Below are 23,041 nucleotides of genomic sequence, written 5' to 3'. Positions count from 1 at the left end.
TTATTTACTTTTCTAAATTAATAATTTTGTGTATCAATATTTTTTGTAGTATTCATTCCACTAATTTAAAAATTTTAATTTTAAAAACTATTCCATTTTGATCATAAATCTAACCTTTTATTCCTCTAAATTTTTCATTTTCATCAAAAGCGAATAAGACCCTTTTATAACAATATTTACGTCTTTTAAATTTTCATTGGAAACAATTTCTACATATTCATTTTCTGATGTTCCGGTTGTTACTTCTTTCATTTCAAAGAGTTTCTTTCCCTTTTCTATAAAGATATAATTTTTGTTTTCATAATTTACAATAGCCTCTGATGGCAAAACATTGGATTGCTGGCTTTTTAACTGTATTTCGGCATTCATGTACATTCCCGGCAATAGTGTTTTATCGTATTTAGCAAAATGGCAATGCATTTCTGTACTTCGGTCTTCGGAAAAATCTTTTCCTATTAAAATAATTTCGCAGTGATATTTTTTTTCTGGATTAGTATTATTAAACGCTATAACTGACTGACCAATTGCCATTTTGTTAATGTCTTTTTCGAATACGGTTAGTGCCAAATGAATATCAGAAGGATTTACAATCTCGAATAAAATGTCGCTAGGAGCTACATATTTTCCTGTATTAACATTCACTTTGGACACATAGCCGCTTATTGGCGAATAAATATTGATGCTTTTTGAAATGTTCTTTGTAGAAACATTATTCGGATTTATCCCTGCGAATTTTAATTTTTCACCATACGATTGTACCATTACAGCAAGCGAATTATATTCGGCTTGTGATTGCTGATATACTTTATCGCTACTGGCTTTACTTTGGTTGAGTTCTTTTTGACGTTCAAACTCAGCTTTTGCATACCCAATTTTTGCTTTTGCTAAAAGGTAATCTTCCTGCAATTGAATGTATTGTTGATCTTCAACAACGCATAAAACTTGTCCTTTAGTAACATGCATTCCTTCTAAAAGTTTGGTGTATTTCAAATATCCTCCCATTGGAACACTAATGGACACTAAATTTTGAGGGGGCACATCTATTTTTCCATTTAATTTTAATATTGATGAGATTTCTTTTTGCTCGATTTTACCCATTTCAATACCTGCATTTTTTATTTGTGCATCGGTAAGTGTTGTTGTGTTTTTAAAAGCTGGAGTAGCTTCTGGAACGATCTCTGTTTTTTTATTACCACACGAGTAAAGAAAAAATAAACCTATTAAAGTAATCACTGTGTTTTTCATTTATTTTGATATTAAATTTCCTAATTTAAGAATTGTTTCATTCAATTTCCGAACAGCTTCAATATAATTACTTTGAATTTCTGTACTTTGATTAATAAGCATTACCCATTCCAGATAATTGATATCACCATTGATAAACTTATCATTGGCGGCTTTAGTTACTAAATCGACATTTTTCAGCGCTTGACTTTCGTAATAGGCAATAGTTTCTTTGTATTTTTTCGATTCTTGTATTAATTCCTTAAATTGACTTTGCAATCTTAATTTTTCATTATTCAAATTATTTTCTGCAATTTGACTATTGATTTCTAATGCTTTTTGTCGGTTTCTTACAGCGGAATTGAAAAGCGGAATTGCCACTCCAAATTGTCCGTAAACGCCATTATATTCATCTTGAAACGCAGTATTAGTGTTGAATGTCTGCCAATAAAGGCCGCCTATTAATTCGGGTAATTTTTTAGATTTTTCAAGTGAAATTTCCGCTTTGTTACTGCTTGCTGCTTGCTCAAATAATTTTACACTTGGTTGGTTAGCAATTGTATTTTCATTTAATGTTTCATTAAAATCCAATTTGTATAAATCTGTAAATGGTACAAATTCATTATCGACATTAAGCAAATATTTGAATTGTAATTGTACTGTTTTATAATCACTTTGTAACTCCTGAAGTTGTATTTTTATTTGTCCTGATTGATTTTCGGCAGTTGCTTTTTCTAATATATTGCTTTCTCCTTTGTCAAAACGCAGTACTGATTTTCGTAAAAATTCAGAATAAATACTATCGCTTTTTAGTAACAGCTTTTCCTTTTCTTTTAGATACATCATTTCGTAAAATACGATTGTTACCTGTCTGGTCAATTCCTTTCTTTGCAAGGCTTCGTTCCATTCGCCCATTTTAGCAGCTTCTAATAAAAGTTGTTTTTGTCTTTTGTAAACCGTAGGGAATTTTATACTTTGTGAAATACCAATTTTTACATCGCTACTATTACTGTTAAACTGACCGTACTCCCCCAAAACACCTGTATTTGAGATGTCATATCCCGTCTTGGTCATTTTTTGTAAATATTCAGAATTTAGTTTTCCGTTTTTTATTTTTATATTATTCTGCAATGCGGTTTCAATGGCTTTTTCAATAGAAATTTTTTCTTGGGCAACTGTATTTTGAAAAGAAAAAAACAGTCCCAATACTATGATTGTTGTAATTGAATTCCTTTTTTTTAATTTTAATTTAATTCCTTTTTCAAACATGATATACAAAATTGGTAAAATAAATAAGGTTAAGAATGTGGCAACCAATAATCCTCCAATCACCACAGTTGCTAATGGCTTCTGTACTTCGGCTCCGGAACCGTTGCTTAATGCCATGGGTAAAAATCCTAATGATGCTACAAATGCAGTCATTAAAACGGGTCGTAAACGTATTCTAGTTCCTTTTAAAACAATAGCTTTCAAATCGGTTTCGCCTGATTTTCGAATGCTATTAAATTCTGCAATTAATACTAATCCATTCAGAACTGCTACACCAAATAGGGCTATAAAACCAACTCCGGCACTGATACTAAACGGCATTCCCCGCAACGCTAAAAAGAAAATACCTCCAATTGCCGAAAGTGGAATAGCGGAATAAATCAATAGTCCTTGTTTTACTGAATTGAATGCAAAATAGAGTAAAATAAATATTAATAGTAATGAAATCGGAACAGCAATCATCAATCGATTTTTGGCTTCGTTTAAGTTTTCAAAAGCACCTCCATACGTAGGATAATAACCTGTAGGAAATTTAATTTGGGCTTCGACTTTACCTTGCAATTCTTTTACAATACTTTGTACATCTCGGCCTCGAACATTAAAACCAACTACAATTCTTCGTTTGGCGTCTTCTCTTTGTATCTGATTTGGACCTTCAGTAATTTCAACTTTTGCCAATTGAGATAAAGGAATTTGCAAACCAGTTGACGTTGGAATTAATAAGTTTTGAACATCTGCCAGATCCTGACGTTTTTCGCCTGTTAAACGAACTACTAAATCAAATCTTTTTTCGCCTTCGTAAACGACCCCCGCGCTCTGTCCTGCAAAGGCAGTGTTTACTATTCGATTGATATCCTGAATATTCAATCCGTATTGTGCAATGGAGGCTCTATTATAATCAATTACCACTTGTGGCATTCCAGTAACTGTTTCTACATAAAGATCGGAAGTTCCTTCGACGGTATTTACAATTTTACCTAATTTATTGGCATATAACGCCAATGTGTCTAAATTTTCTCCAAATATTTTACACACTACATCTTGCCTTGCGCCTGTCATTAATTCATTAAAACGCATTTGTACCGGATATTGAAAACCAAAGGAAACCCCTGGAACAGCCTCCAATTCCTTAGCCATTTTTGCTGATAATTCATCAAAAGTTGCAGCAGAAGTCCATTCGCTTTTGTCCTTTAAAATAATCATCATATCACTGGCATCAATAGGCATTGGATCAGTTGGTACTTCGCTGCTCCCTGTTTTACCAACAATTTTTTCCACTTCAGGGAATTTTTCTATTAGTATTTTTGCACCTTGTGAAATCGCCGTCATTGAAGTTTGAAGATTACTTCCCGGTAAAACTCTGGTTTCTACTGCAAAGTCACCTTCTTCTAATGAGGGCATAAATTCACCACCCATAAACGAAAGTGTAATCAATGCCAAAACAAATAACCCCAAAGTTATCGCAATAATGGTTCGAGGAATTCCCAATGCCTTAGTTAAAAGTGGTTGATAGAAATTTTCTAATTTTTCCATCATTCTATCCGAAAATGTTTTTTTGTGAGATATGTTTTTATTCAAAAATAAAGCAGTCATCATGGGAACATAAGTCAACGAAAGTATAAAAGCACCAAACAGAGCAAATGAAATGGTTTGTGCCATTGGTAAAAACATTTTCCCTTCAATACCTCGCAAAGTAAAAATAGGGATATAAACAATTAGTATAATTAACTCCCCAAAAACAGATACATTACGCATTTTTATTGACGTTTTTAATACAGTATTATCCATTTCTTGTTGTGAAATTTGAGCAGTTTTCCTCTTGTGTAAACTAAACAAACAAGCTTCGACAATAATAACGGCTCCATCAACAATTAATCCAAAATCTAAAGCTCCCAAACTCATTAAATTTCCGCTAACGCCAAATAAATTCATCAATATGACTGCTATCAGCATCGCCATTGGAATAACTGATGCTACAATTAATCCAGCTCGTATGTTTCCCAAAAAGAAAATAAGAACAAAAAGTACTATTAGTGCCCCTTCTAATAAGTTTTTTTCTACTGTTGAAATAGAACTATTAACCATTTTTGTGCGATCTAAAAATGGTTCTACAATAACACCTTCAGGCAGCGTTTTTTGTATTTGCTCTATACGCTCTTTAATTTTTTTTATAACCACATTGCTGTTAGCGCCTTTTAGCATCATCACTACAGCACCAGAAACTTCGCCGGATTGAACTCCTTTTTTATTAAAAGTCATTGCTCCATAACGAATTGCACTCCCTATTCGAACATCTGCCACATCACGAATAAATAAAGGACTTCCGCTATTAGTATTTTTTATAGAAATATCTTTTATATTTTCTATAGTATTAATTAATCCTTCGCTTCGGATGTATAATACTTTAGGGCCTTTTTCGATATAAGCACCGCCTGTATTTTGATTGTTTTTTTCTAAAGCAGTAAAAACATCTGTAATCGTAATATTATAGGATTGCAATTTATTTGGGTCAATAGCAATTTCAAATTGCTTCAGTTTTCCACCAAAACTACTTACTTCTGCAACTCCTTCAACACTTAATAATTGACGGCGAACAATCCAATCCTGAATGGTTCTTAACTCCGTTATATCATATTTTTTTTCATAACCAGGTTTTGTTCGAACGGCATATTGATAGATTTCACCGAGTCCTGTTGTGACCGGTGCAAGAACTGGATTTCCAATGCCGGTGGGTATTTGGTCTTTTACAGCACTTAATCGTTCGGTTACTTGTTGTCTGGCCCAATAGACATCAATTGCATCATTAAAAACAATGGTAACCACTGATAAACCAAAACGAGAAAAACTACGAATTTCTTTCAGTCCAGCAATATTGCTGTTGGCTTGTTCAATTGGAAAAGTAATCAGACGTTCAATATCGGTTGCACCCAGTGATGGTGCTGAAGTAATTACTTGTACCTGATTATTCGTAATATCTGGAACGGCATCAATTGGTAATTTGGTAAATTGATAACTCCCATATCCGATGAGAGCAACAATAAAAAGACCAACGATAAGTTTATTTTTAATCGAAAATTCAATTATTTTATTCAGCATAATTTATAATTATTAATTATTTTTATAAAAATATTTAGTACTAATAACCGTCATCAATGTATAAACAAAGATGAATTGTAAAAAGCACTAAAATAATTAATAATACTCTGGTGGTCTCCAAATAGATAGTAGAACATTTGAAGAAAAATAGTTTTGCAAAAAAGCAGTTTTTTGTGGTTCTTTAAAATAGTAGTTAGAAATAAATTTGAATAATTTTATTTCTAAATTTATTGCTAAATTTTGATTAAACGAAAAATTCGAATGGCTATGAAAAGGTAAATCTCCATGGTCATCCTGCTGCTCATTATGATGTTTGTCTAAATAATGACCTGTCAAAAAATGGATGAGAGTAGCACCTTTTTGATTATGAGTGTGTTGAATAAAATGTGAAAATAAAATAGGTAACCGTAAACTAACCTTAACAAAAAAAGGAGCTGTTAGTTGTAGACAAATAATTAGGGCTATTATGTTTTTAAAAAATTTCACGAAACAAATATAAGTACTTTTTAGATTTTATTTTAAGTTGAATACTAAACTAAACTTCAGTTATGGTTAAATAAAAACCTTGTTTTAAAGAAGATTAATCAGCAAATAACTTATTTTAAAATTGACATTGTTTAAATGCCGTTAAAAAGTATAAATGTAAAGCATAATCTGGAAGATTACCTTAAGAATTCCTTAAGGTATCCTAATTAAATATAAAATAAAAGTACTCCCTTTACTGAGTTCACTATGTATTTCAAATCCAATATTAAGCAATTGTGTAATTCTTTTTACTATTGATAATCCCAAACCATAGCCCTTAATTTCAGGATTATTTGTTGGACTGGAGCGATAAAATGGATTAAAAATTTTGTCTAAATCTTCTTTGGCAATTCCTATTCCTTTATCAGATATTGAACAAATAATTTTATTGTTTTCTTCCGAAAGCAAGATTGAGATTTCTCCATTTTCAGAAGAATACTTTATTGCGTTAGAAACAATATTACTAATTATAGTTACTACTAAATAATTATCGGATTCTATAAAGTAATCTTTTAAAAACGAATATTTTACATTGATTTTTTTATTATTTATTTTACCGGAATACAGTGTTAGCGTATCGAGTATTAAAGCATTCAAGTATACCTTTTCAATTTTTAAGGTTTGCTTTTGGTTTTCAAATCGCGCCAATAGGAGAAGCTGATCTACTAAGTGATTCAACCGATTCACTTCTTTTACACAAAAATTAATCTTTTCTTGGTATTCAGCAGCATCTCTTGGTTTTCGTGTTAAAACCTCCAAAGTACCTTTTATAACGGTTAAAGGAGTTCTTAGTTCATGAGATGCATCGGAAGTAAATTGTTTCTCCCTTTCAACGGCGGTTTCAATACGGTCTAATAAATTATTGATTGTTTGAGACAAAACAAAAAGTTCATCTCTATTTTGGGGCATCGGAATTCTAGAAGTCAAATTGTCTTTGGTAATAACATTGGAAGTTTTAATAATAGCACTAATGGGTTTGATACTTCTTCCAGCAATAAATCGAGCAATGAAGAACAGCAAAATTAAAATTAAAGGATATACAATAATAAGCACTTCAGATAAATTGTTAAGCACTAATGAGGCGTCTTCCAGTGACATCGCTATAAGTATATAACCAATTACCTTGGTCTTTTGATAAATGGGGACCTGAATTTGACGAATAGTGTTTGTTTCTAATTTTGTGTCAAAAACCTCATTATCAATTTTTTTAGAAAAATAGGTCAAGGTTTGTTTTTTGAGATTGGGAGATTTTTCAATCACAACTCCTTTTTTATCAATAAATTGAATAAATACTGGATTTACATCAAGTGTATTGTGCTCCCGTTCCTTCCACTCCTCTTCATGAATCAAATGAAAACTAGTACCCACAACTTCAATTTCAGTAAGATGTTTTTCCACTTCAATGTTAATATCAGTATTTACATGGCTGTAAACACTAAACCTAACAATAGAATAGATAATAAAAAAAACTACAAAAATTAATAATGCAGTAGTTATAATATAATGTGAAGCAATTCGATTTTTAAAGGAAAGTTGTAGCATTTTTTTAGTCATTAGCAATATAACCTACACCGCGGACGGTTTTTATATAATCTTCTTCTATTTTTAAGTTTAATTTTTTGCGTATGGCATTTATAAAAACATCGATAACACCAGTGTCATACTCAAAATGGATGTCCCAAACATCTTCAATAATTTGAGTTCTAGTGCATACTTTTCCTTTGTTTGTTACTAAATAACTTAGGAGTTCAAATTCACGTTGTGTTAGTGCTACTTCGTTTTTATTGATCAAAACCTGATGTTTGACGGTATCGATTTCAATAGCACCAAGAGTCAGAATTTCGTTTTCTTTATGGTTTCTAAAATGAATTTTAATCCGTTCCACTAATTCATCAAAACTAAACGGTTTCTTTATATAATCGTTAGCGCCTGCTTTGAGTCCTTCAATAGTTTCTTGAATCGTATCTTTAGCAGTCAAAAATATAATTGGAGTACTGTTGTTTTTCAATCGAATGGCTTTACACAATTCTAAACCAGTCATTTTTGGAAGCATCCAATCCAGCAGAATAAGATCAAAATTCTCTTTTTGAGTTAACTGAAAACCCATTAAGCCATCAGAAGCACTAGTAATCTTATATCCTTCTTCTTCTAACCCTTGCTGAATAAATTGAACAATGCCCGCTTCATCCTCTACAATTAATATGTGCATTTTATACTTTTTTTGTAAATTTAAGCTTTATTGCATTACAAACTTGAAACCAATTGTAGCAATATTAGCCTTAAGATTATCACTTCGTTCATAGTGATTGAATCTAAAATCAATGTTTTTCAAACCAAATTTCCATACTTTCGAGGCTGTAAAAATATCCGTATAGTTGATACCAAAACCGTATTGATTAGCATCAAATGTGGCTAAATCCGCATCAGAAGTATAAAATTTTTCTGTGGATAAATGTGTTTCGTACGGTGCGTAATATTTAGAAGCTATTTGTGTATAGTACCGATACATTGGAAAAACAGTAAACTTGTCTGATAATTTCACCGGAAGTTCAATAGTAGCGGTATGAGACCGAATGTCCCAATTATCTGAGTAAAAACGATAATACGTTCTTAACAAGAAACGTTCGTTAATATAATAATTTAAACGGGCTCCAATAGGTAGTTTGAAACGAGAATCTGGTAATCTTTCGATATCGTCTGCTAATTTATAGACTCCAGCATTGCTTGTACTTTCATAATTATTAATGTATTGTGCTTGTCCAATATAAAAATTAGCTTTGTCGGCAAAATAGATTCGGTGATATGGGGAAGACAATAATCCTTGCTGCTGCAATACATCAAAGAATATGGAAACTTGTAATTTTTTAGATAAAACCTGAGAAAACCCTACGGATGCTGAGAAAGAGTTCCTATTTACTGCATTTATCTTTTGAAATGCTGATGGCAAATAATTGGTTGTAGATTGTCCATTTTGATCTAAAACCGTTACCCCATTAAAATAGCCTTGGTTTAAAAAATTAGAACCATATTTAGAATATTCATGCAATTCCGTTGGATAAATTGGTCTCCATTGATCTAAATATGCATTTACTTTCAAGCTTAATTCTGTATTTTTTTCATTAAAAAGACCTGCAATTCCTCCTCCAAACCCAACAGAAGTGTAATCGTATTCATTGGAGAAAGAAACATCTGTATTCCAAATAAAATTCCTGGAATCGCTGCTATGACTGTAATTTGCAACAACAGAAACTAGCTGGTCACTTTTTGAAGCACCGGAGGAAGCTTGCCATGGTGTTCCGGTAGGTCCCGTAGCCGCAGCTTTTTGACCGCCAGCAATTCTATCATCGTCACCACCTCCTCCGCCAGAAGCACCAGTGGAATTAAATGGATTAATATTACTGGAAGAAGCTGATGAATAGGCTGATATTCCCAAATCAATAGTCAAAACATCATCATCATTTAATGGCATTGCCACCACAATATTTGAGGCTACATCTGTAAGTTTTTCAGATCCTATACCGCCTGAAACAGCTGATCTTGAACCATTTTGATCGTAGTAACTGGCTAAAAAGTCAACTTCCGTACTTTCTAGCACTCTTTTTTTGAATACGGGCTCTTTATCTTGTGCAAAAGCAGCGGTAGTCAGTAGGAAAAAAAAAGATAAAATTTTTATTTTCATTTTTTGAAGGATTGAAATTTAGGATCTAAATTCATAGTTTTAATCAGTTGCATCCGCAACCTCCACCAGATTTTCCTCCATTGGCTCCGGCAGCAGCTTCCCGATACACTTGAAAAGAAGTCTCATAACGTTCCGCCGTTCGTGCTGATAGTTTCATATCAGGATCGTTAATATTTTCCTTCTCATATTCTTTCACGGAGCTGCAGGATTGTAAAATCAATGCTGTAAAAAACACAAAGGCTATTTTCTTTATCATCTTCACTGTTTTTATTTAATTATATTTTTGAACATCAATACCATTGGAGGAATGAATCTTGCCTTTATCATCTACAATAATACATTCAACACCTTTTATTTGATTTACTAAATCCAACCCAACATCCACCCCAAGCACAAAAATCCCAGTAGCTAAAGCATCTGCGATTTCAGTTTTTTTAGCAAAAACGGATACACTTACTACTCCTGTCGCCGGATAACCTGTTCTAGGATCAATAATATGAGAATAGCGCATGCCATTAAAAATAACGTACTTTTCATAACTACCAGATGTTTCTACGGCGCTATCTTCAATAGGAAAAGTTGCAAATATTTTATTTTTGTTCAAAGGATTTACTATTCCAACATTCCAAGATTTTCCGTCTGGTTGTTTTCCCCAAGCATTAATATCGCCAGAAACATTTATAATTCCGGAAAGACAGCCTTTTGAAAACAATAAATCTTTCACTTTATCTGCAATATATCCTTGACCAATACCACCCAATCCTAACTTCATTCCTTCAGATTTCAGAAAAATGGTGTGTTCTTTTTTATTTAAAATAATGTTTTTATATCCAATTTTATCAACTGATTTTTTTATGGCTTCCTGCGTTGGCATAGTTTTCATACTACCGTCAAATTTCCATATTTTATCCATGGAAGCGTACGATATATCAAATGCACCATTGGTAATTTGAGAAATTTTGATGGAACGTTCTACCAATTCAAAAACTTCGGCATCTACTTTTACTGGTTTTATTCCTGCATTTCTATTTACTTCAGAAATTTGTGTTGTGGGAATCCAATCAGAAATTAAATTCTCGACACGTTTTACTTCGGCTACAGCCAAATCAATATATTCATTGGCTTTAATAGTGTCTTTTGCAACAGCAGTAACCTCAAAAGGACTTCCTAACATAAACAACTTTCTCTTGTGCGTAATTTGAGCAGTTGCTAATACCGTTATAAATAAAAAAACTATGAAGAGTATTTTTTTCATTATTTCTCAAAGGAATGAATGATTTGTAAGTATTCTTGCGGAGTTACATTTTTGTAACCAGTGATTCCTAAAACACTTCCTGATTGATCCAAAAGCAACACTAAAGGAAAATTTCCTGATTTGTTGTATTGTTCTGCTAATTTTTTATTGCTGGCAGTAAGCTCTGCTGACAATAAATTTGCCTTCTTCTTAGGAAAATCAGCTTTATAAATTACCCATTTCTGTTCTGCTTCTTTTTTAAAATCTTCAGACTTCCAAATTGTATTTTCTAATTTGATACATGGTGCACACCAATCAGATCCAGAAAACACGAGTATAATATTTTTATTTTCCGCAATAGCTTGCGATTTTGCTTCTTCAAAACTAGATTTCCAGTTTTGGGAATGTCCTAATGTTCCTATAAAAAGAAACAAGAACATGACTTGTTTTTTCATCTTTTAAATCTGTTTTAACACTGTAAAAGTATTTATTTCTAGTGAAGTATGGTTTTCTGATTATGAAAATTAAGACAGAATTAATTTTACGGCTTTTTTACAGATATATATGATTCTTTATAGGGCTAGACCATAACGGTCAAAGTTGTTCCTGACAAAGTTGTCTGATATTGTTTTAAATTAGAAGGAGCTGGTCCTGAAATAACGGTACCTGTACTTGTAAACTGAGAATTATGTCTTGGACAAACAAATACATTCCCTGACTTATCATAACCAAGCGTTACACCTTCGTGAGTGCATGAAGAAGATACTGCCAGAAAAGTTCCTGTATTAGTCCTTGCAATTATAATTCCATTCATAACTATAAAACCTCCATTTGTAGCCAAAGCTCCAGTGCTGGTATCAACAGTAAAATTACTTGTAGCGGTTGGTGTTGAAGAACCACCATTACTTGATTCATCTGAGCTGCAGCTCGTAGCCAAACCGGCTATACAAGCTGGCAATAAAACAGTTGCTGCTCCAAATCCTACTCTCGCAAAAAATTCTTTTCTAGTCATGATTATTTTATATTAGGTTGCTTCATATACTTACATACGCAAAAAAAATAGTTTTAGTTTTATTTTTAAAAATAAAAATACCCGTTTAAAGATTCAAAATATTTTTACGATAGTTTTAAAATTTAATAGTATTCATTTAAAATTGATAAATATATTTATACTAAGACAGCTTTTTAATGAAAAATTAAGCTATTCTTAAAAAATAGGTTTGAAAATTAATTATATTTTTACACAAAAATATAAATACATGAATTTATCAAAAAAAGTCTCTCCATTCTATTACTTATTTCTTTTTTATATTACCGTTAGTTTTTTTTTAAGAATAATTCTCTTTTTTCATCCTATAACTCAAGCTACCTTTTCTTGGGTGGATACCGTATCCTTATTTATCTTTGGCTTTATATCTGACTTTTTTGTTTTTGTGCTAGTAAGCGGCTTCTTATGGCTATACCTTATTTTTATATCTAATTCCAAATATTTTAGACCTTATGGCTATTTAATCCTTGCATTATTCGTTGCACTGTTACTTTATATTTCCTTTGGAAACACGGTGCTCAATGAATATGGAAGTGCTTTACCCAAAATCGTAATTGCCTTTCTTTCGATAAAAACAATTTTATTCGCATTGCTTCTTTTTTTACCTAGATATAGGAGCCAAATTCGGTATTGGCTGTTTTCCTTTGTGATCTTTTTATATGTGGTTTTAATTTTGCAAAACGGGATCAGTGAATACTTTTTTTGGAATGAATTTGGAGTGAAGTACAATTTTATAGCTGTAAATTATCTAATTTATACCAATGAAGTTATAGGAAATATTATGGAATCGTATCCTGTTATTCCCATATTTTCAGCCCTTTTCATCATTGCTGGACTAGTAACGTACGTTATTGTAAAAAAATCGAAAGTTTATATCGAGAGTATTCCTGATTTCGTTGAAAAAATGAAAATTTCAGGAATTTATTTCCTTCTTTTTGGACTGTCACTTTTTGCTATTCCAGCTTTATCAGTTAAGGAAAATTCTCAAAATATTTTTGCAAATGAATTGCAAGCGAACGGAATTTATAAGTTTTATTTGGCATTTATGAATAGTGAACTAGACTATTTTAAATTTTATAAAACCGTTCCTAGTGCTGATGCCTATGCACAATTAAAGCAGCAGATTCCGCAAATATCGGGAGAAACGACCTTGAGACAAATTCAAAGTAAAGCTGCTGAAAACCATAAGAATGTGGTTTTGATAACGATCGAAAGTTACAGTGCGGAATTTATGAAAATGTATGGAAACGAAAAAAACATCACTCCTTTTCTAGATAGCTTAGCAACAAAAAGTTTTGTTTTTACGAATCTTTATGCGGTAGGAAACAGAACGGTTCGCGGTCTTGAAGCGGTTACTTTATGCTTTCCTCCCACAGCAGGCGAAAGTGTTGTAAAAAGGAAAGACAATAAAAATAAATTTTCAACTGGAGCTATATTTAAAGAAAAAGGATATGCAGTCAAATTCATGTATGGAGGCGATGCTTTCTTTGATAATATGGAAGATTTTTTCGCAGGAAATCAATACGAAATTGTAGATAAAAAGACGTTTGCACCAAACGAAATTACTTTTGATAATATTTGGGGAGTTTGTGATGAAGATATGTACAATAAAGCTATTGGGATTATGAATAAAGAGGCTTCTACTAACAAGCCATTTTTTAATCATATTATGACGGTGAGTAACCACAGACCCTTTACTTATCCCAATGGAAAAATTGATATTCCCGGCGATGCAAAATCGCGAGATGGTGGTGTAAAATATACTGATTTTGCCATCAAAAAATTCTTTGAAATGGCTAAAAAACAGCCTTGGTTCACGAATACTGTATTTATCATTTTAGCAGACCATTGTGCTTCGAGTGCTGGCAAAACAGAACTTCCGGCAGATAAATACAGAATTCCTGCTATGATTTTTAGTCCTGGATTTGTAGCACCTCAAAACTACACTAATTTAATGTCACAAATTGATGTTATGCCAACCGTTTTAGGGCTATTAAACTTTAAATACCAAAGTAAATTTTATGGTCAAGATGTGTTAAAACCAGATTATAAACCTAGAGCCTTGATTGCTACATATCAGGATTTAGGATTAATAAAAGACAATATTTTGACGGTTATTTCACCTAAAAAAAGCGTTAAACAGTTTCAGCTAGCGTTGAAACCAAACCAGACAGTACCACTGGATTTCCAAATATTCTACGAACAAACGCCATTAAAAAAAGAAAGATCAGATTTAGTAAACGAAACTATTTCGTACTATCAAACTGCCTCGGATATGTTGAAGAAAAAGAAATATCAAAAAATAAATTAGCATAAAAAAACGGGTGAAATTGAAGTTTCACCCGTTTTTCATTTAGAAATATAGCGTTACTCTTTTTCGTTTGACAAACCAAAAAGATTCCCTTTTTCAAAAGTTTTTAAATCCTTTTTTAACGTTTTACTATTGCGTTTTGTAAGTTCTGCAGCGTCAAGAGTACTTAAATCCGGTTTTCCTGCATTTACCCAAGCCGTGTACCAAAAACTTGCTGTAGCTGTAATGGCCTTTTTCATTTGTTGTTCTACCATTCCATTCAAATCTGTGTGTAATTTAGCAGCATACTCATCTGAATATACTGTTCCTCCATATTTGTTTTTGACAACATTTCCAGCTGCATCGGTTACATACATTTTGTTTTCAGCGGTTGCGGTTCTTAGTTTCTTATCGGTAGCCAATAAAGGTTCCACTAGACTGTGCGTGTCAAAAATGATATCCCAAGTAGCCTTGTCCACATTTTCTAAATATTTTCCTTGTGCTACATTCAATTTATAGTTTTTTACAAATAATTCTGGCAAACGACTTTCCCATAGGGAATGAATTCCTTTTTGATTGGTATTTTGTCCATCATGATTGTCTGAAGTATGCAATGGCATGTGTGCATCTGCAATATAATGACCTAAATCACCCGCAATGAAAAGGATTTCGTTTTTTCTTTTATCTTTAAAAGCTTTAGTCAATTTGACCATCATATCCTGAATATACCAAGGTAAAATTCCGTTTTTAGTCAAAAATTTCTCATCGTATTTAGACTTTGCTTCTTCCATAGTTTTAGGAAAAGTCTCTACTGCACCAAAATTCTCCATGTCAAAATAATGACGCGGCGGCTCCATTTTGTCATTTAAGATGTTCCTTCTTAAATCTGGAACAGTGGATGCTTGTGTAATGAAATCAATGTGATTGTAAAAAAAAGTTTGCAAAGGTTTTGGCAATGCCATTACAGCTGCTCTGTTAATTCGTTCATGACCGATAACTCCCCATGACAAAAGAAGAAAGGCAACGCCAAGAGCAGATAAAGTGATAAGTGTAGGTCTAATTTTAAAATTTTTCATTAAATTTATTTTTTTGAAGTACAAATGTATTTCTTTAAATCGTTATTAGAAAAAATTGAGTTTAAGATTCTGTTAATTAAAAAAAGAAAAGGACAACTATGTTTCGACATCAAGGAAAAAACAGAACTTTTATTCACAACCTGCGCTTAGCCACTTTACTCTCTTTTGTTGCCGGAATTGTAAATGTAACTGGAGTTTTATCCGTACACACATTAACCACTAATGTTACGGGACATTTTGCCTATTTTGCCGAAGAAATAATGAAACAGAATTATATAGCTGCCATTACCTTTTTTGTTTTTACTATTTTCTTCTTGTTAGGCGCTTTTACCTCTAATTTTTTAGCAGAATTAATTTCTAAAAAACATCCCGATTTATCTCATGTCATTCCTATTTCCCTGGAAATGATTATTTTAATTGGTGTTGGTGTTTTTGGACTAGCGTCTGAATTATCCAGCATTGAAGGGAAATGGATTGCTTTTTCGATGCTTTTCGCTATGGGAATACAAAATTCTTTAGTAACTAAAATTTCACAATCTACTGTTCGAACAACCCATTTAACCGGGCTTTTTACTGATTTAGGAATAGAATTATCTCAATTGTTCTTTTATAAACAACCAGAAGAAAACAAAAAATTAAAAATTAGTATTTATTTGAGATTGTCCATTATTATTTTCTTTTTCATGGGCTGTATTCTAGGTGGTTTTTTGTATAATTTACTAGAAATGAAAACACTTTTTGTAGCCGCAACCTTTTTATTGTTTGCACTTTTGTACGATTATATTAGATTGCAATTTCACGTGATCAAACGAAAAACATTTCATCGTAAAACTATTTTAAATAAATAATTGAAATTAAAGTTTCTTAATTTTTAACCACATAGAAACATAGATTTTAAAATTTTAGAAGGCGTTTCACTTGTTCTGAGAAATTAAAGGCTTTGTGAAACTAAGTACTGTGCTACCCTGCTTTTATTTTCTATGTGTTTCAATTTTTATTTTTAAAACGAATTGAAATTTTTATTAATTACTACCATTGACTATTTTAAATAAATAATAGAGACCAAAGTTGCGATTGCTATAAATGTCCAAAGCAAAATTCCCTGTGCGAGCGGTTTCAATCCAACCGATTTTAAAACAGTTCTATTTAGTCCGGCTCCAATAAGAAACAAAGTTACTGTTAAGCCTATTTTGGAAACGGAAACCAAGTGTGGCGCTATACTCTCCATTTGTGGCAAATACGTATTGGCAATCATTGCCAAAATAAACAATCCTATAAAGTAAGGAATTTTTATTTTTCCGGATTTATTTTTAAAAATATATGCCGTAATCAGTGCTACCGGAATAATCCATAACGATCGGGCTAATTTTACTGTTGTGGCTATTTGCAAAGCTTCAGGTCCAAATTTACTCGCTGCTCCTACTACAGAACTCGTATCATGAATGGCAATGGCACACCATAATCCGAACTCTTTCTGCGATAAATCCAACCAATGACCCACGGCAGGAAATAAAAATAGCGCTACCGAATTCAGAATGAATATCACTCCTAAAGCAACTGAGGTTTGTTTTTCATCCGATTGGATTACGGGAGCAATCGTCGCAATGGCACTTCCTCCGCAAATTGCCGTTCCACAGGAAATTAAATGAGATGTTTTAGTATCCGTTTTAAACCATTTACCTAAAAAAGTTCCTAAAACTAAAGTGCTCACAATAGATGCAATTGTAAACAAAAAGCCCTCTTTTCCTGCAGACACTGCACTGTGAACATTCATTCCAAATCCTAAACTAACGACTGAAAACTGCAACAGATAATTAGTGGCTTTATGATTCAACTCTAAAAAAGGATGTCCAAAAAGGTTGGCGACAATCAATCCTAATACTAAAGCAATCGGCGGAGAAACAAAAATTGTGGTACAAAACAATAGCAAGACAACAAAAATAAGTTGCTGCAAAGGGGCATTTACTTTAAAAAAAATAAAAGATTCTTTTTGTATGACTTTTTGATGCGTTTCCAATGTAAAGTTGTTGAATTAGTACAGTACAAAGGTCAGCAGATAAATCTATTTAAGCCAATCGCAAATTATAATCTGCTATAACTTTAAATTATAATGATTGGAAATATTCTGGATAAACAAATTAGATAGCGAATCCGTTTTTCCTTGTAATGTAATAATATAAAAGAAACGTTCTATAACTAAATCTTTAATATCTAATATAGCCAATTCATTGTTTTGAAGTTCTTTTTTTATCGCATGAATGGATATAAAAGCCACGCAGTCAGAGTTTATCAAATAGGATTTTATACTTTCGGTACTTCCTAATTGCATTTCAATTTGTAGTTCTGAAAGTTTAATTTCAAATGGTTTTAACGCATGTTCAATAACTTCAAGTGTTCCAGAACCCTGTTCCCTCATTAAAAAATGCATGTTTTTAAGATCTTCCTGAGTCACTTCATCAAGACTTACTAACGGATTGGAACTCTTACAAACTAGAACCAATTCATCTTTTAAAAACTCGGTATATTTAATAGATTTATTTTTTGATTGCCCTTCAACAATTCCTATTTCAATTTCCTGATTTAGTAAAGCATTTTCTATTTGTTCGGTGTTTCCATTAAGTAAACTCACTTTTACATCTTGTAATTTTTGGTGGAAACGAGCTAAAAGTGGCGGAATTATATACTGAGAAATCGTTGTACTAGCGCCTAATCGCAACAATCCGGAACGTTGATTAATAAGCGTGCTCATATCAAAATCAATCTCGCGGTATACTTCAAAAATGTTTTTAGTATGTTTTAATAACACTTCACCTGCAGGTGTCAATGCGATTTTGGAACCATTCCTGTCAAACAGCTTGATTTTATATTGCTCTTCTAACTCTTGAATATGTTTGGAAATCGCAGGTTGCGTAATGAATAATTCCGTTGCAGCTTTTGTAAAACTCAAACGATTTGCAACAGTATAAAATACTTTCAGTCTAAAATCCATGTTGTTTAATTGTATTAGAGTAATCCATTGTATTTTCGAACAAACCATTCCGTTGCCAACAAAAATGAAATTAAAACCAATAACCAAATCCAATCTATCAAAGGAGTTTTAGTAACAATGTTCTTCTCTATCGCTTTATATTCATCATTTTCCAAAAGCGTTTTAATTAACACATCAACTTGGTCTGTGAAAAAAGCTTTTCCTTGCGTTTGCGTGGCTAATTGCGTCAATTTCTCCACATCGGGATTGACAAATTGCTTTTCGATATCAAAATCAAGAATTTCAAAATTACTGGAATAGGTCGTTTTTGAATTCAATTCTTTGACAGTAAACGCATAAGAACCCGCTTTCAATCCATCAAGATTGACTTTGTAGGAATTATTTCCTTTTAATAAATCGTAATTTTTCGTTTGCTTCGTTTTAGTATTGGTCACCGCAATTGTCAAACGGGCTTTTTCATCAAACTCATAATTTTTATTGAAAAATTGCGCGTTTATTTCAATGGCTTCACCTGAATTATAGAAACTTTCATGTTCTACCACCAGTGATTTTTTAGAATTATTAGAAGCCAAAAATTGAATAATCTTATCAATGAAAACATCATATTTTTCAAAGGATTGATTGTTGACATGAGTTTGCAAACGCCATTTCCAACTGTTTTCTCCTAAAAGATAAGCGGCTCGTTTGCCTTGATTTTCGGCAAAAGCTAACAAAGGTGAATTAGTATTTATAGCTCTGATTTTGGACGAAAGCAAAACAGACACCGACCCTTTTACAGTTACGGTTCCAAAAGCATTTTGCAAAGGCGGTAAATTTTCAAAACCGATATTGTCAGCTGCAAATAAATTAAACTGCTCATTAAAAACCGACAAATAATCTTCTTTTTGTCCGCTCATTTTAAAGTTCAAATTATTCTGCTGCTGAATCAGAAAATTAAAATCAGTGTTGTTTCCAGTAATGATAAATGTATTGATTCCGGCAACTTTATTATTCTCAAAAATAGTTTTGAATTCAGTCGTTGGTTGGTATAAAATCAAAACATTATAATCTTGCAATGTCTTGATTTCATTTGGTTTAACAATCGTTACTTTACGCTGTACATTCGATTCAATTGCTCTTTTCATTGCTCCTAAATCAGGATGATTTATAGCTGAAATAATAGCAATATTTGTTTTTTGGTCAATGACTTCAACCGCAAAATTCTTAGTGTTATTATATGTGTTTTTTTCTTTTTCTTTTGATGATATTGTAGCTTTAAAAACCTGTAATCCTATTTTATCAGCCGGTAAAAATATGTTTACAGTTGCTGTTTTCTTAGATGGAGAAAAAGTAATTGATTGTTTACTGAATACTGAATTGCCTTGTGAAATAACAAAATCAGCTGTTACACTTTTAGTTCCTGAATACTGTAAAAAAGCTTCTACAGGAAATTTATTCTTATGAAAAGCATATTTATTAACATTCAGTTGATTGATTTTAAAATCTAAAAAAGTCGTTGTATCACCTACAATCAAAGGATATACTTTATTTACAGCATCAAAACTATAGACATAATCATTCCCGGAAGTTTGATTTCCATCTGTAATTAAAACCGTAGGATAGATTGTGTTTTTATAAATGCTTTTTAGATTTTTGGCTACAACATCAATATTAGTTTGCGTTCCTTTAAAATCAAATGTTTCAGTAGATTCAAAATCATCAGAGAACTGATACGATTGCACATCAAATTTCTCTTGTAAATCAGAGTTTGATTGTATTTTTTTATACAATTCTAATGCTTTTTCATTGGCATTCAAAAAAGAAATAGAACTCGAATTATCAACAACAATCGGCAAAGGCGTTTTAACTGTTTCGAGCGTATTTTTAGTTACTATTGGATTAATCAACAACAATAAAATTCCAAAAATGGATAAAAAACGCAAAAAAGCCAAAAACCAACCGACTTTCGATTTGTTTTTGGCTTTGTAGATATATTGAAAAAAAGACAAACCACCAGCTATTAGTAATGAAAGCAGTAATAATAGTAGCGTGTTTGTTGTCATTCTTTTTTTATTTTAAATGATGAATTTTAAATTTTGAATTCTTTCACCATTTAAAATTCATCATTTATAATTTATAATTATTTTAAGTAAGCATCCCTCCACAAACATTCATAACCTGTCCAGTTACGTAAGCGCTCATATCCGAAGCGAAGAAAAGACATGCATTAGCAACGTCTTCAGTTGTTCCGCCACGTTTCAATGGAATTCCGTCTCTCCATCCTTTTACAACATCTTCGTTTAATTTAGCCGTCATTTCCGTTTCTATAAAACCCGGAGCAATTACATTACAACGAATGTTACGTGATCCTAATTCTAATGCTACTGATTTAGAAAAACCAATAACACCCGCTTTAGAAGCTGCATAATTCGTTTGTCCACCATTTCCTTTTACTCCCACAACAGAACTCATATTGATAATTGAACCAGAACGTTGCTTCAAAAACGTACGTTGAATGGCTTTAGTCATATTAAAAACCGACTTCAAGTTAACATCAATTACTTGATCAAAATCGCCTTCAGACATACGCATCAAAAGATTGTCTTTGGTAATTCCGGCATTGTTTATTAGAATATCAACTGTTCCAAATTCAGCCAAAACCGCGTCTACAAGAGTTTGCGCTTCATTAAAATCGGCTGCATTTGATTGGTATCCTTTGGCTTTTATTCCAAGAGCGTTCAATTCGTTTTCAAGAGCCAAAGCAGATTCTACTGATGAACTATATGTAAAGGCTACATTTGCACCTTGTTTTGCAAAAACTTCAGCAATTCCTTTTCCAATTCCTCGACTCGCACCAGTAATTATGGCAACTTTTCCTTCTAGTAATTTCATATTCAAAAATTAGTTTAAATTTTATTTGGAGCTATTCCTGCTATCCGTTTCAATCTTTTATGACCGCTATCGCTTACATAAAAAGATTTTCACTACTATCAGGGCTATCTTACACTCGTCAAATATATAATAATTCCTTTTTTAAAAAAAATTCAAAAGCAATTACAGTCAAAAATTCAACTCTTAAATTTTAAAGAAACGCTTTGTCCATTTATCCCAAAACGAACTGTATATAGCCACTAATGTAAAAACTAGTAAAAATAAATGATACCATGCATTACTAATTAAGTCAAAGAAATCTAATTTCCCGTTAGCGTAGCTCAATATAAGCAATACTTGAGCACCATAAGGTAAAATCCCTTGAATTATACACGAAAAAATATCCAGAATTGCAGCCGTTTTTTTAGGATTTAATTCGTACTCATCATTAATTTCTTTAGCAATCGGTCCGGTAATTACAATAGAAACCGTATTATTCGCTATAGCTAAATTAGCAAAACCTACTATAGCGCCAATTCCCGCTTGAGCTGATTTTTTACTTTTAATTCTTTTTTTAATCTGAACTAATAAATACGTTATTCCGCCCGCTTTATCAACCATGGCAGCTAAACCTCCGGTAAGCATAGACAACAAGAAAATATCAGTCATACTAGTAAAGCCTTCATATATCTTTTGCGTGAATTCCATTAGCGTAAATGAGCCACCAAAATATCCTATAATACCTGCTAATAAAGTACCAATAAGCAATGTTGAAAATACATTAACACCCACAACAGCCAATACGATTACTAAAATATAAGGTACAATTGCAATCCAAGAAAAATCACTTTTTGCAATGGCAACAGTCACAATATCCGAGTTTGAACCAAGATAAAAGAAAACCAGAATCGTCAAAAATGCAGCCGGAAAGGCAATAAACAAGTTAATTTTGAATTTGTCTTTTAGATCACATCCTAATGATTGTGTCGCGGCAATTGTAGTATCAGAAATCATGGAAAGATTATCCCCTAGCATCGAACCACCTAATAAAGCACCAGCTATCAGTGGTAATGAAGCACCACTTTTATCAGCTAATGCTACAGCTATCGGGCCAATCGCTACAATTGCACCTACTGAAGTTCCAGTGGCTGTCGATAAAAAAGAAGCAATCAAGAAAATTCCTAACGGAAAATAAGCAACGTCGATAGTATTTATTCCAAGATTCACAACTGCATCAACTCCGCCCATCGCTTTACTTACCACTGCGAACGCTCCCGCTAGCAAGTAAATTAAGCACATGGTCATTATTTTACTTTCCCCACATCCTGCAATTAAAGTTTCAACTTTATCCTCAGTTGAGGATTTGAAAAGTAAAAAAGATGTAATGATACCAACTACAACTGCCACTGGCGATGGAAAAGCATAAAAATCATTCAAAATGATTCCTGCTCCTAAAAAAGTAAAAATGAAAACAAATAAAGGAATTAATGCAAAGGCATTTCCTTTGTCTTTTGAAAATAAAGTCATAAAAATAATTTTAAATTTAAAATTATGACGAAAAACAAAGCTAAAAATGGGAATGTAAACAACATTTTTTCCAAAGGATTTGGCTTATCGTTTTAGCACCTTGCTTGTTGTTGCAGGTTGCTATCCTATTACAGGATTCGTGATAACGGGTGCAAAAGTACTCAATTATTTATGAAATAAATTGGATTTAATTCAAAAATAAGACAATTCAAAAAAAAGCGCTACATAAAAATG

The 23,041-nt window shown here is 32.3% G+C and carries 18 protein-coding genes and 1 riboswitch; of the genes, 2 read left to right on the top strand and 16 right to left on the bottom strand.

The window, feature by feature from the left end; genetic code table 11:
* Positions 1-117 precede the first annotated feature (117 nt).
* From BLS90_RS06340 to BLS90_RS06295, 10 genes are all read right to left on the bottom strand, one after another.
* Entirely contained in the window at positions 118-1,245 is a 1,128-nt protein-coding gene (locus BLS90_RS06340; protein WP_091256551.1) for an efflux RND transporter periplasmic adaptor subunit, read from the bottom strand.
* Complete coding sequence (locus BLS90_RS06335; protein ID WP_091256549.1) at positions 1,246-5,589, bottom strand: CusA/CzcA family heavy metal efflux RND transporter; 4,344 nt, start codon at positions 5,587-5,589, stop codon at positions 1,246-1,248.
* 96 nt (positions 5,590-5,685) lie between these two features.
* Positions 5,686-6,075, bottom strand: coding sequence for a hypothetical protein (locus BLS90_RS16990; RefSeq protein WP_091256546.1), 390 nt, complete (start codon positions 6,073-6,075; stop codon positions 5,686-5,688).
* A 192-nt stretch (positions 6,076-6,267) separates the two neighbouring features.
* Positions 6,268-7,656 (bottom strand): sensor histidine kinase, encoded by a 1,389-nt coding sequence (locus BLS90_RS06325; RefSeq protein ID WP_091256817.1) that lies wholly within the window; start codon positions 7,654-7,656, stop codon positions 6,268-6,270.
* 4 nt (positions 7,657-7,660) lie between these two features.
* A complete protein-coding gene (locus BLS90_RS06320) occupies positions 7,661-8,323 on the bottom strand; it encodes a response regulator transcription factor (RefSeq protein WP_091256543.1) in 663 nt (220 codons plus the stop codon).
* Positions 8,324-8,350: 27 nt separating this feature from the next.
* Positions 8,351-9,793 (bottom strand): DUF3570 domain-containing protein, encoded by a 1,443-nt coding sequence (locus BLS90_RS06315; protein WP_091256541.1) that lies wholly within the window; start codon positions 9,791-9,793, stop codon positions 8,351-8,353.
* A gap of 43 nt (positions 9,794-9,836) precedes the next feature.
* Positions 9,837-10,049, bottom strand: coding sequence for a DUF4266 domain-containing protein (locus tag BLS90_RS06310; RefSeq protein WP_091256538.1), 213 nt, complete (start codon positions 10,047-10,049; stop codon positions 9,837-9,839).
* 15 nt (positions 10,050-10,064) lie between these two features.
* Complete coding sequence (locus BLS90_RS06305; protein ID WP_091256536.1) at positions 10,065-11,048, bottom strand: FAD:protein FMN transferase; 984 nt, start codon at positions 11,046-11,048, stop codon at positions 10,065-10,067.
* Entirely contained in the window at positions 11,048-11,482 is a 435-nt protein-coding gene (locus BLS90_RS06300; protein WP_091256535.1) for a thioredoxin family protein, read from the bottom strand. The genes BLS90_RS06305 and BLS90_RS06300 overlap by 1 nt, the downstream gene beginning before the upstream one ends.
* A gap of 125 nt (positions 11,483-11,607) precedes the next feature.
* Entirely contained in the window at positions 11,608-12,039 is a 432-nt protein-coding gene (locus BLS90_RS06295) for a QcrA and Rieske domain-containing protein (RefSeq protein WP_091256533.1), read from the bottom strand.
* Between the two features lie 247 nt (positions 12,040-12,286).
* Here BLS90_RS06295 and BLS90_RS06290 point away from each other — a divergent pair, with 247 nt between their 5' ends.
* Entirely contained in the window at positions 12,287-14,386 is a 2,100-nt protein-coding gene (locus tag BLS90_RS06290) for an LTA synthase family protein (RefSeq protein WP_091256531.1), read from the top strand.
* Between the two features lie 56 nt (positions 14,387-14,442).
* Here BLS90_RS06290 and BLS90_RS06285 read toward each other — a convergent pair whose 3' ends face one another.
* Positions 14,443-15,441 (bottom strand): zinc dependent phospholipase C family protein, encoded by a 999-nt coding sequence (locus BLS90_RS06285; protein WP_091256529.1) that lies wholly within the window; start codon positions 15,439-15,441, stop codon positions 14,443-14,445.
* 98 nt (positions 15,442-15,539) lie between these two features.
* Between BLS90_RS06285 and BLS90_RS06280 the strand changes: the two genes are divergently transcribed.
* Complete coding sequence (locus tag BLS90_RS06280; RefSeq protein ID WP_091256526.1) at positions 15,540-16,289, top strand: YoaK family protein; 750 nt, start codon at positions 15,540-15,542, stop codon at positions 16,287-16,289.
* Between the two features lie 191 nt (positions 16,290-16,480).
* Here the strand turns inward: BLS90_RS06280 and BLS90_RS06275 are convergent, their stop codons facing one another.
* The 5 genes from BLS90_RS06275 to BLS90_RS06255 all read right to left on the bottom strand — a co-directional run bounded on the left by BLS90_RS06275 (position 16,481) and on the right by BLS90_RS06255 (position 22,807).
* The gene (locus BLS90_RS06275) at positions 16,481-17,395 is read right to left on the bottom strand and encodes a YeiH family protein (protein ID WP_394331024.1); all 915 of its coding nucleotides are present in this window, start codon (positions 17,393-17,395) and stop codon (positions 16,481-16,483) included.
* 138 nt (positions 17,396-17,533) lie between these two features.
* Positions 17,534-18,430 (bottom strand): LysR family transcriptional regulator, encoded by an 897-nt coding sequence (locus BLS90_RS06270; RefSeq protein WP_091256811.1) that lies wholly within the window; start codon positions 18,428-18,430, stop codon positions 17,534-17,536.
* 14 nt (positions 18,431-18,444) lie between these two features.
* Positions 18,445-20,472, bottom strand: coding sequence for a hypothetical protein (locus BLS90_RS06265; protein ID WP_091256524.1), 2,028 nt, complete (start codon positions 20,470-20,472; stop codon positions 18,445-18,447).
* Positions 20,473-20,554: 82 nt separating this feature from the next.
* Positions 20,555-21,301 (bottom strand): 3-oxoacyl-[acyl-carrier-protein] reductase, encoded by a 747-nt coding sequence (gene fabG, locus BLS90_RS06260; protein WP_091256521.1) that lies wholly within the window; start codon positions 21,299-21,301, stop codon positions 20,555-20,557.
* Between the two features lie 183 nt (positions 21,302-21,484).
* Positions 21,485-22,807 (bottom strand): Na+/H+ antiporter NhaC family protein, encoded by a 1,323-nt coding sequence (locus BLS90_RS06255; RefSeq protein WP_091256517.1) that lies wholly within the window; start codon positions 22,805-22,807, stop codon positions 21,485-21,487.
* A gap of 54 nt (positions 22,808-22,861) precedes the next feature.
* Positions 22,862-22,958: riboswitch (SAM-I-IV-variant riboswitch) on the bottom strand.
* Positions 22,959-23,041 lie beyond the last annotated feature (83 nt).

The sequence above is a fragment of the Flavobacterium omnivorum genome (assembly GCF_900099915.1).
Classification (GTDB): Bacteria; Bacteroidota; Bacteroidia; order Flavobacteriales; family Flavobacteriaceae; genus Flavobacterium; species Flavobacterium omnivorum.
Note: the sequence above shows the minus strand (reverse complement) of the source record. Positions and strands in the feature narration are given on the sequence as shown.

Excerpts from the sequence above, each read along its gene's own strand:
- BLS90_RS06335 (WP_091256549.1), bottom strand. The coding sequence starts at position 5,589 with ATGCTGAATAAAATAATTGAATTTTCGATTAAAAATAAACTTATCGTT.
- BLS90_RS06265 (WP_091256524.1), bottom strand. The coding sequence starts at position 20,472 with ATGACAACAAACACGCTACTATTATTACTGCTTTCATTACTAATAGCT.
- BLS90_RS06285 (WP_091256529.1), bottom strand. The coding sequence starts at position 15,441 with ATGAAAAATTTTAAAATTAGACCTACACTTATCACTTTATCTGCTCTT.
- BLS90_RS06320 (WP_091256543.1), bottom strand. The coding sequence starts at position 8,323 with ATGCACATATTAATTGTAGAGGATGAAGCGGGCATTGTTCAATTTATT.
- BLS90_RS06340 (WP_091256551.1), bottom strand. The coding sequence starts at position 1,245 with ATGAAAAACACAGTGATTACTTTAATAGGTTTATTTTTTCTTTACTCG.
- BLS90_RS06310 (WP_091256538.1), bottom strand. The coding sequence starts at position 10,049 with ATGATAAAGAAAATAGCCTTTGTGTTTTTTACAGCATTGATTTTACAA.
- BLS90_RS06325 (WP_091256817.1), bottom strand. The coding sequence starts at position 7,656 with ATGCTACAACTTTCCTTTAAAAATCGAATTGCTTCACATTATATTATA.
- BLS90_RS06315 (WP_091256541.1), bottom strand. The coding sequence starts at position 9,793 with ATGAAAATAAAAATTTTATCTTTTTTTTTCCTACTGACTACCGCTGCT.
- fabG (WP_091256521.1), bottom strand. The coding sequence starts at position 21,301 with ATGAAATTACTAGAAGGAAAAGTTGCCATAATTACTGGTGCGAGTCGA.
- BLS90_RS06300 (WP_091256535.1), bottom strand. The coding sequence starts at position 11,482 with ATGAAAAAACAAGTCATGTTCTTGTTTCTTTTTATAGGAACATTAGGA.
- BLS90_RS06270 (WP_091256811.1), bottom strand. The coding sequence starts at position 18,430 with ATGGATTTTAGACTGAAAGTATTTTATACTGTTGCAAATCGTTTGAGT.
- BLS90_RS06295 (WP_091256533.1), bottom strand. The coding sequence starts at position 12,039 with ATGACTAGAAAAGAATTTTTTGCGAGAGTAGGATTTGGAGCAGCAACT.
- BLS90_RS06280 (WP_091256526.1), top strand. The coding sequence starts at position 15,540 with ATGTTTCGACATCAAGGAAAAAACAGAACTTTTATTCACAACCTGCGC.
- BLS90_RS06305 (WP_091256536.1), bottom strand. The coding sequence starts at position 11,048 with ATGAAAAAAATACTCTTCATAGTTTTTTTATTTATAACGGTATTAGCA.
- BLS90_RS06290 (WP_091256531.1), top strand. The coding sequence starts at position 12,287 with ATGAATTTATCAAAAAAAGTCTCTCCATTCTATTACTTATTTCTTTTT.
- BLS90_RS06255 (WP_091256517.1), bottom strand. The coding sequence starts at position 22,807 with ATGACTTTATTTTCAAAAGACAAAGGAAATGCCTTTGCATTAATTCCT.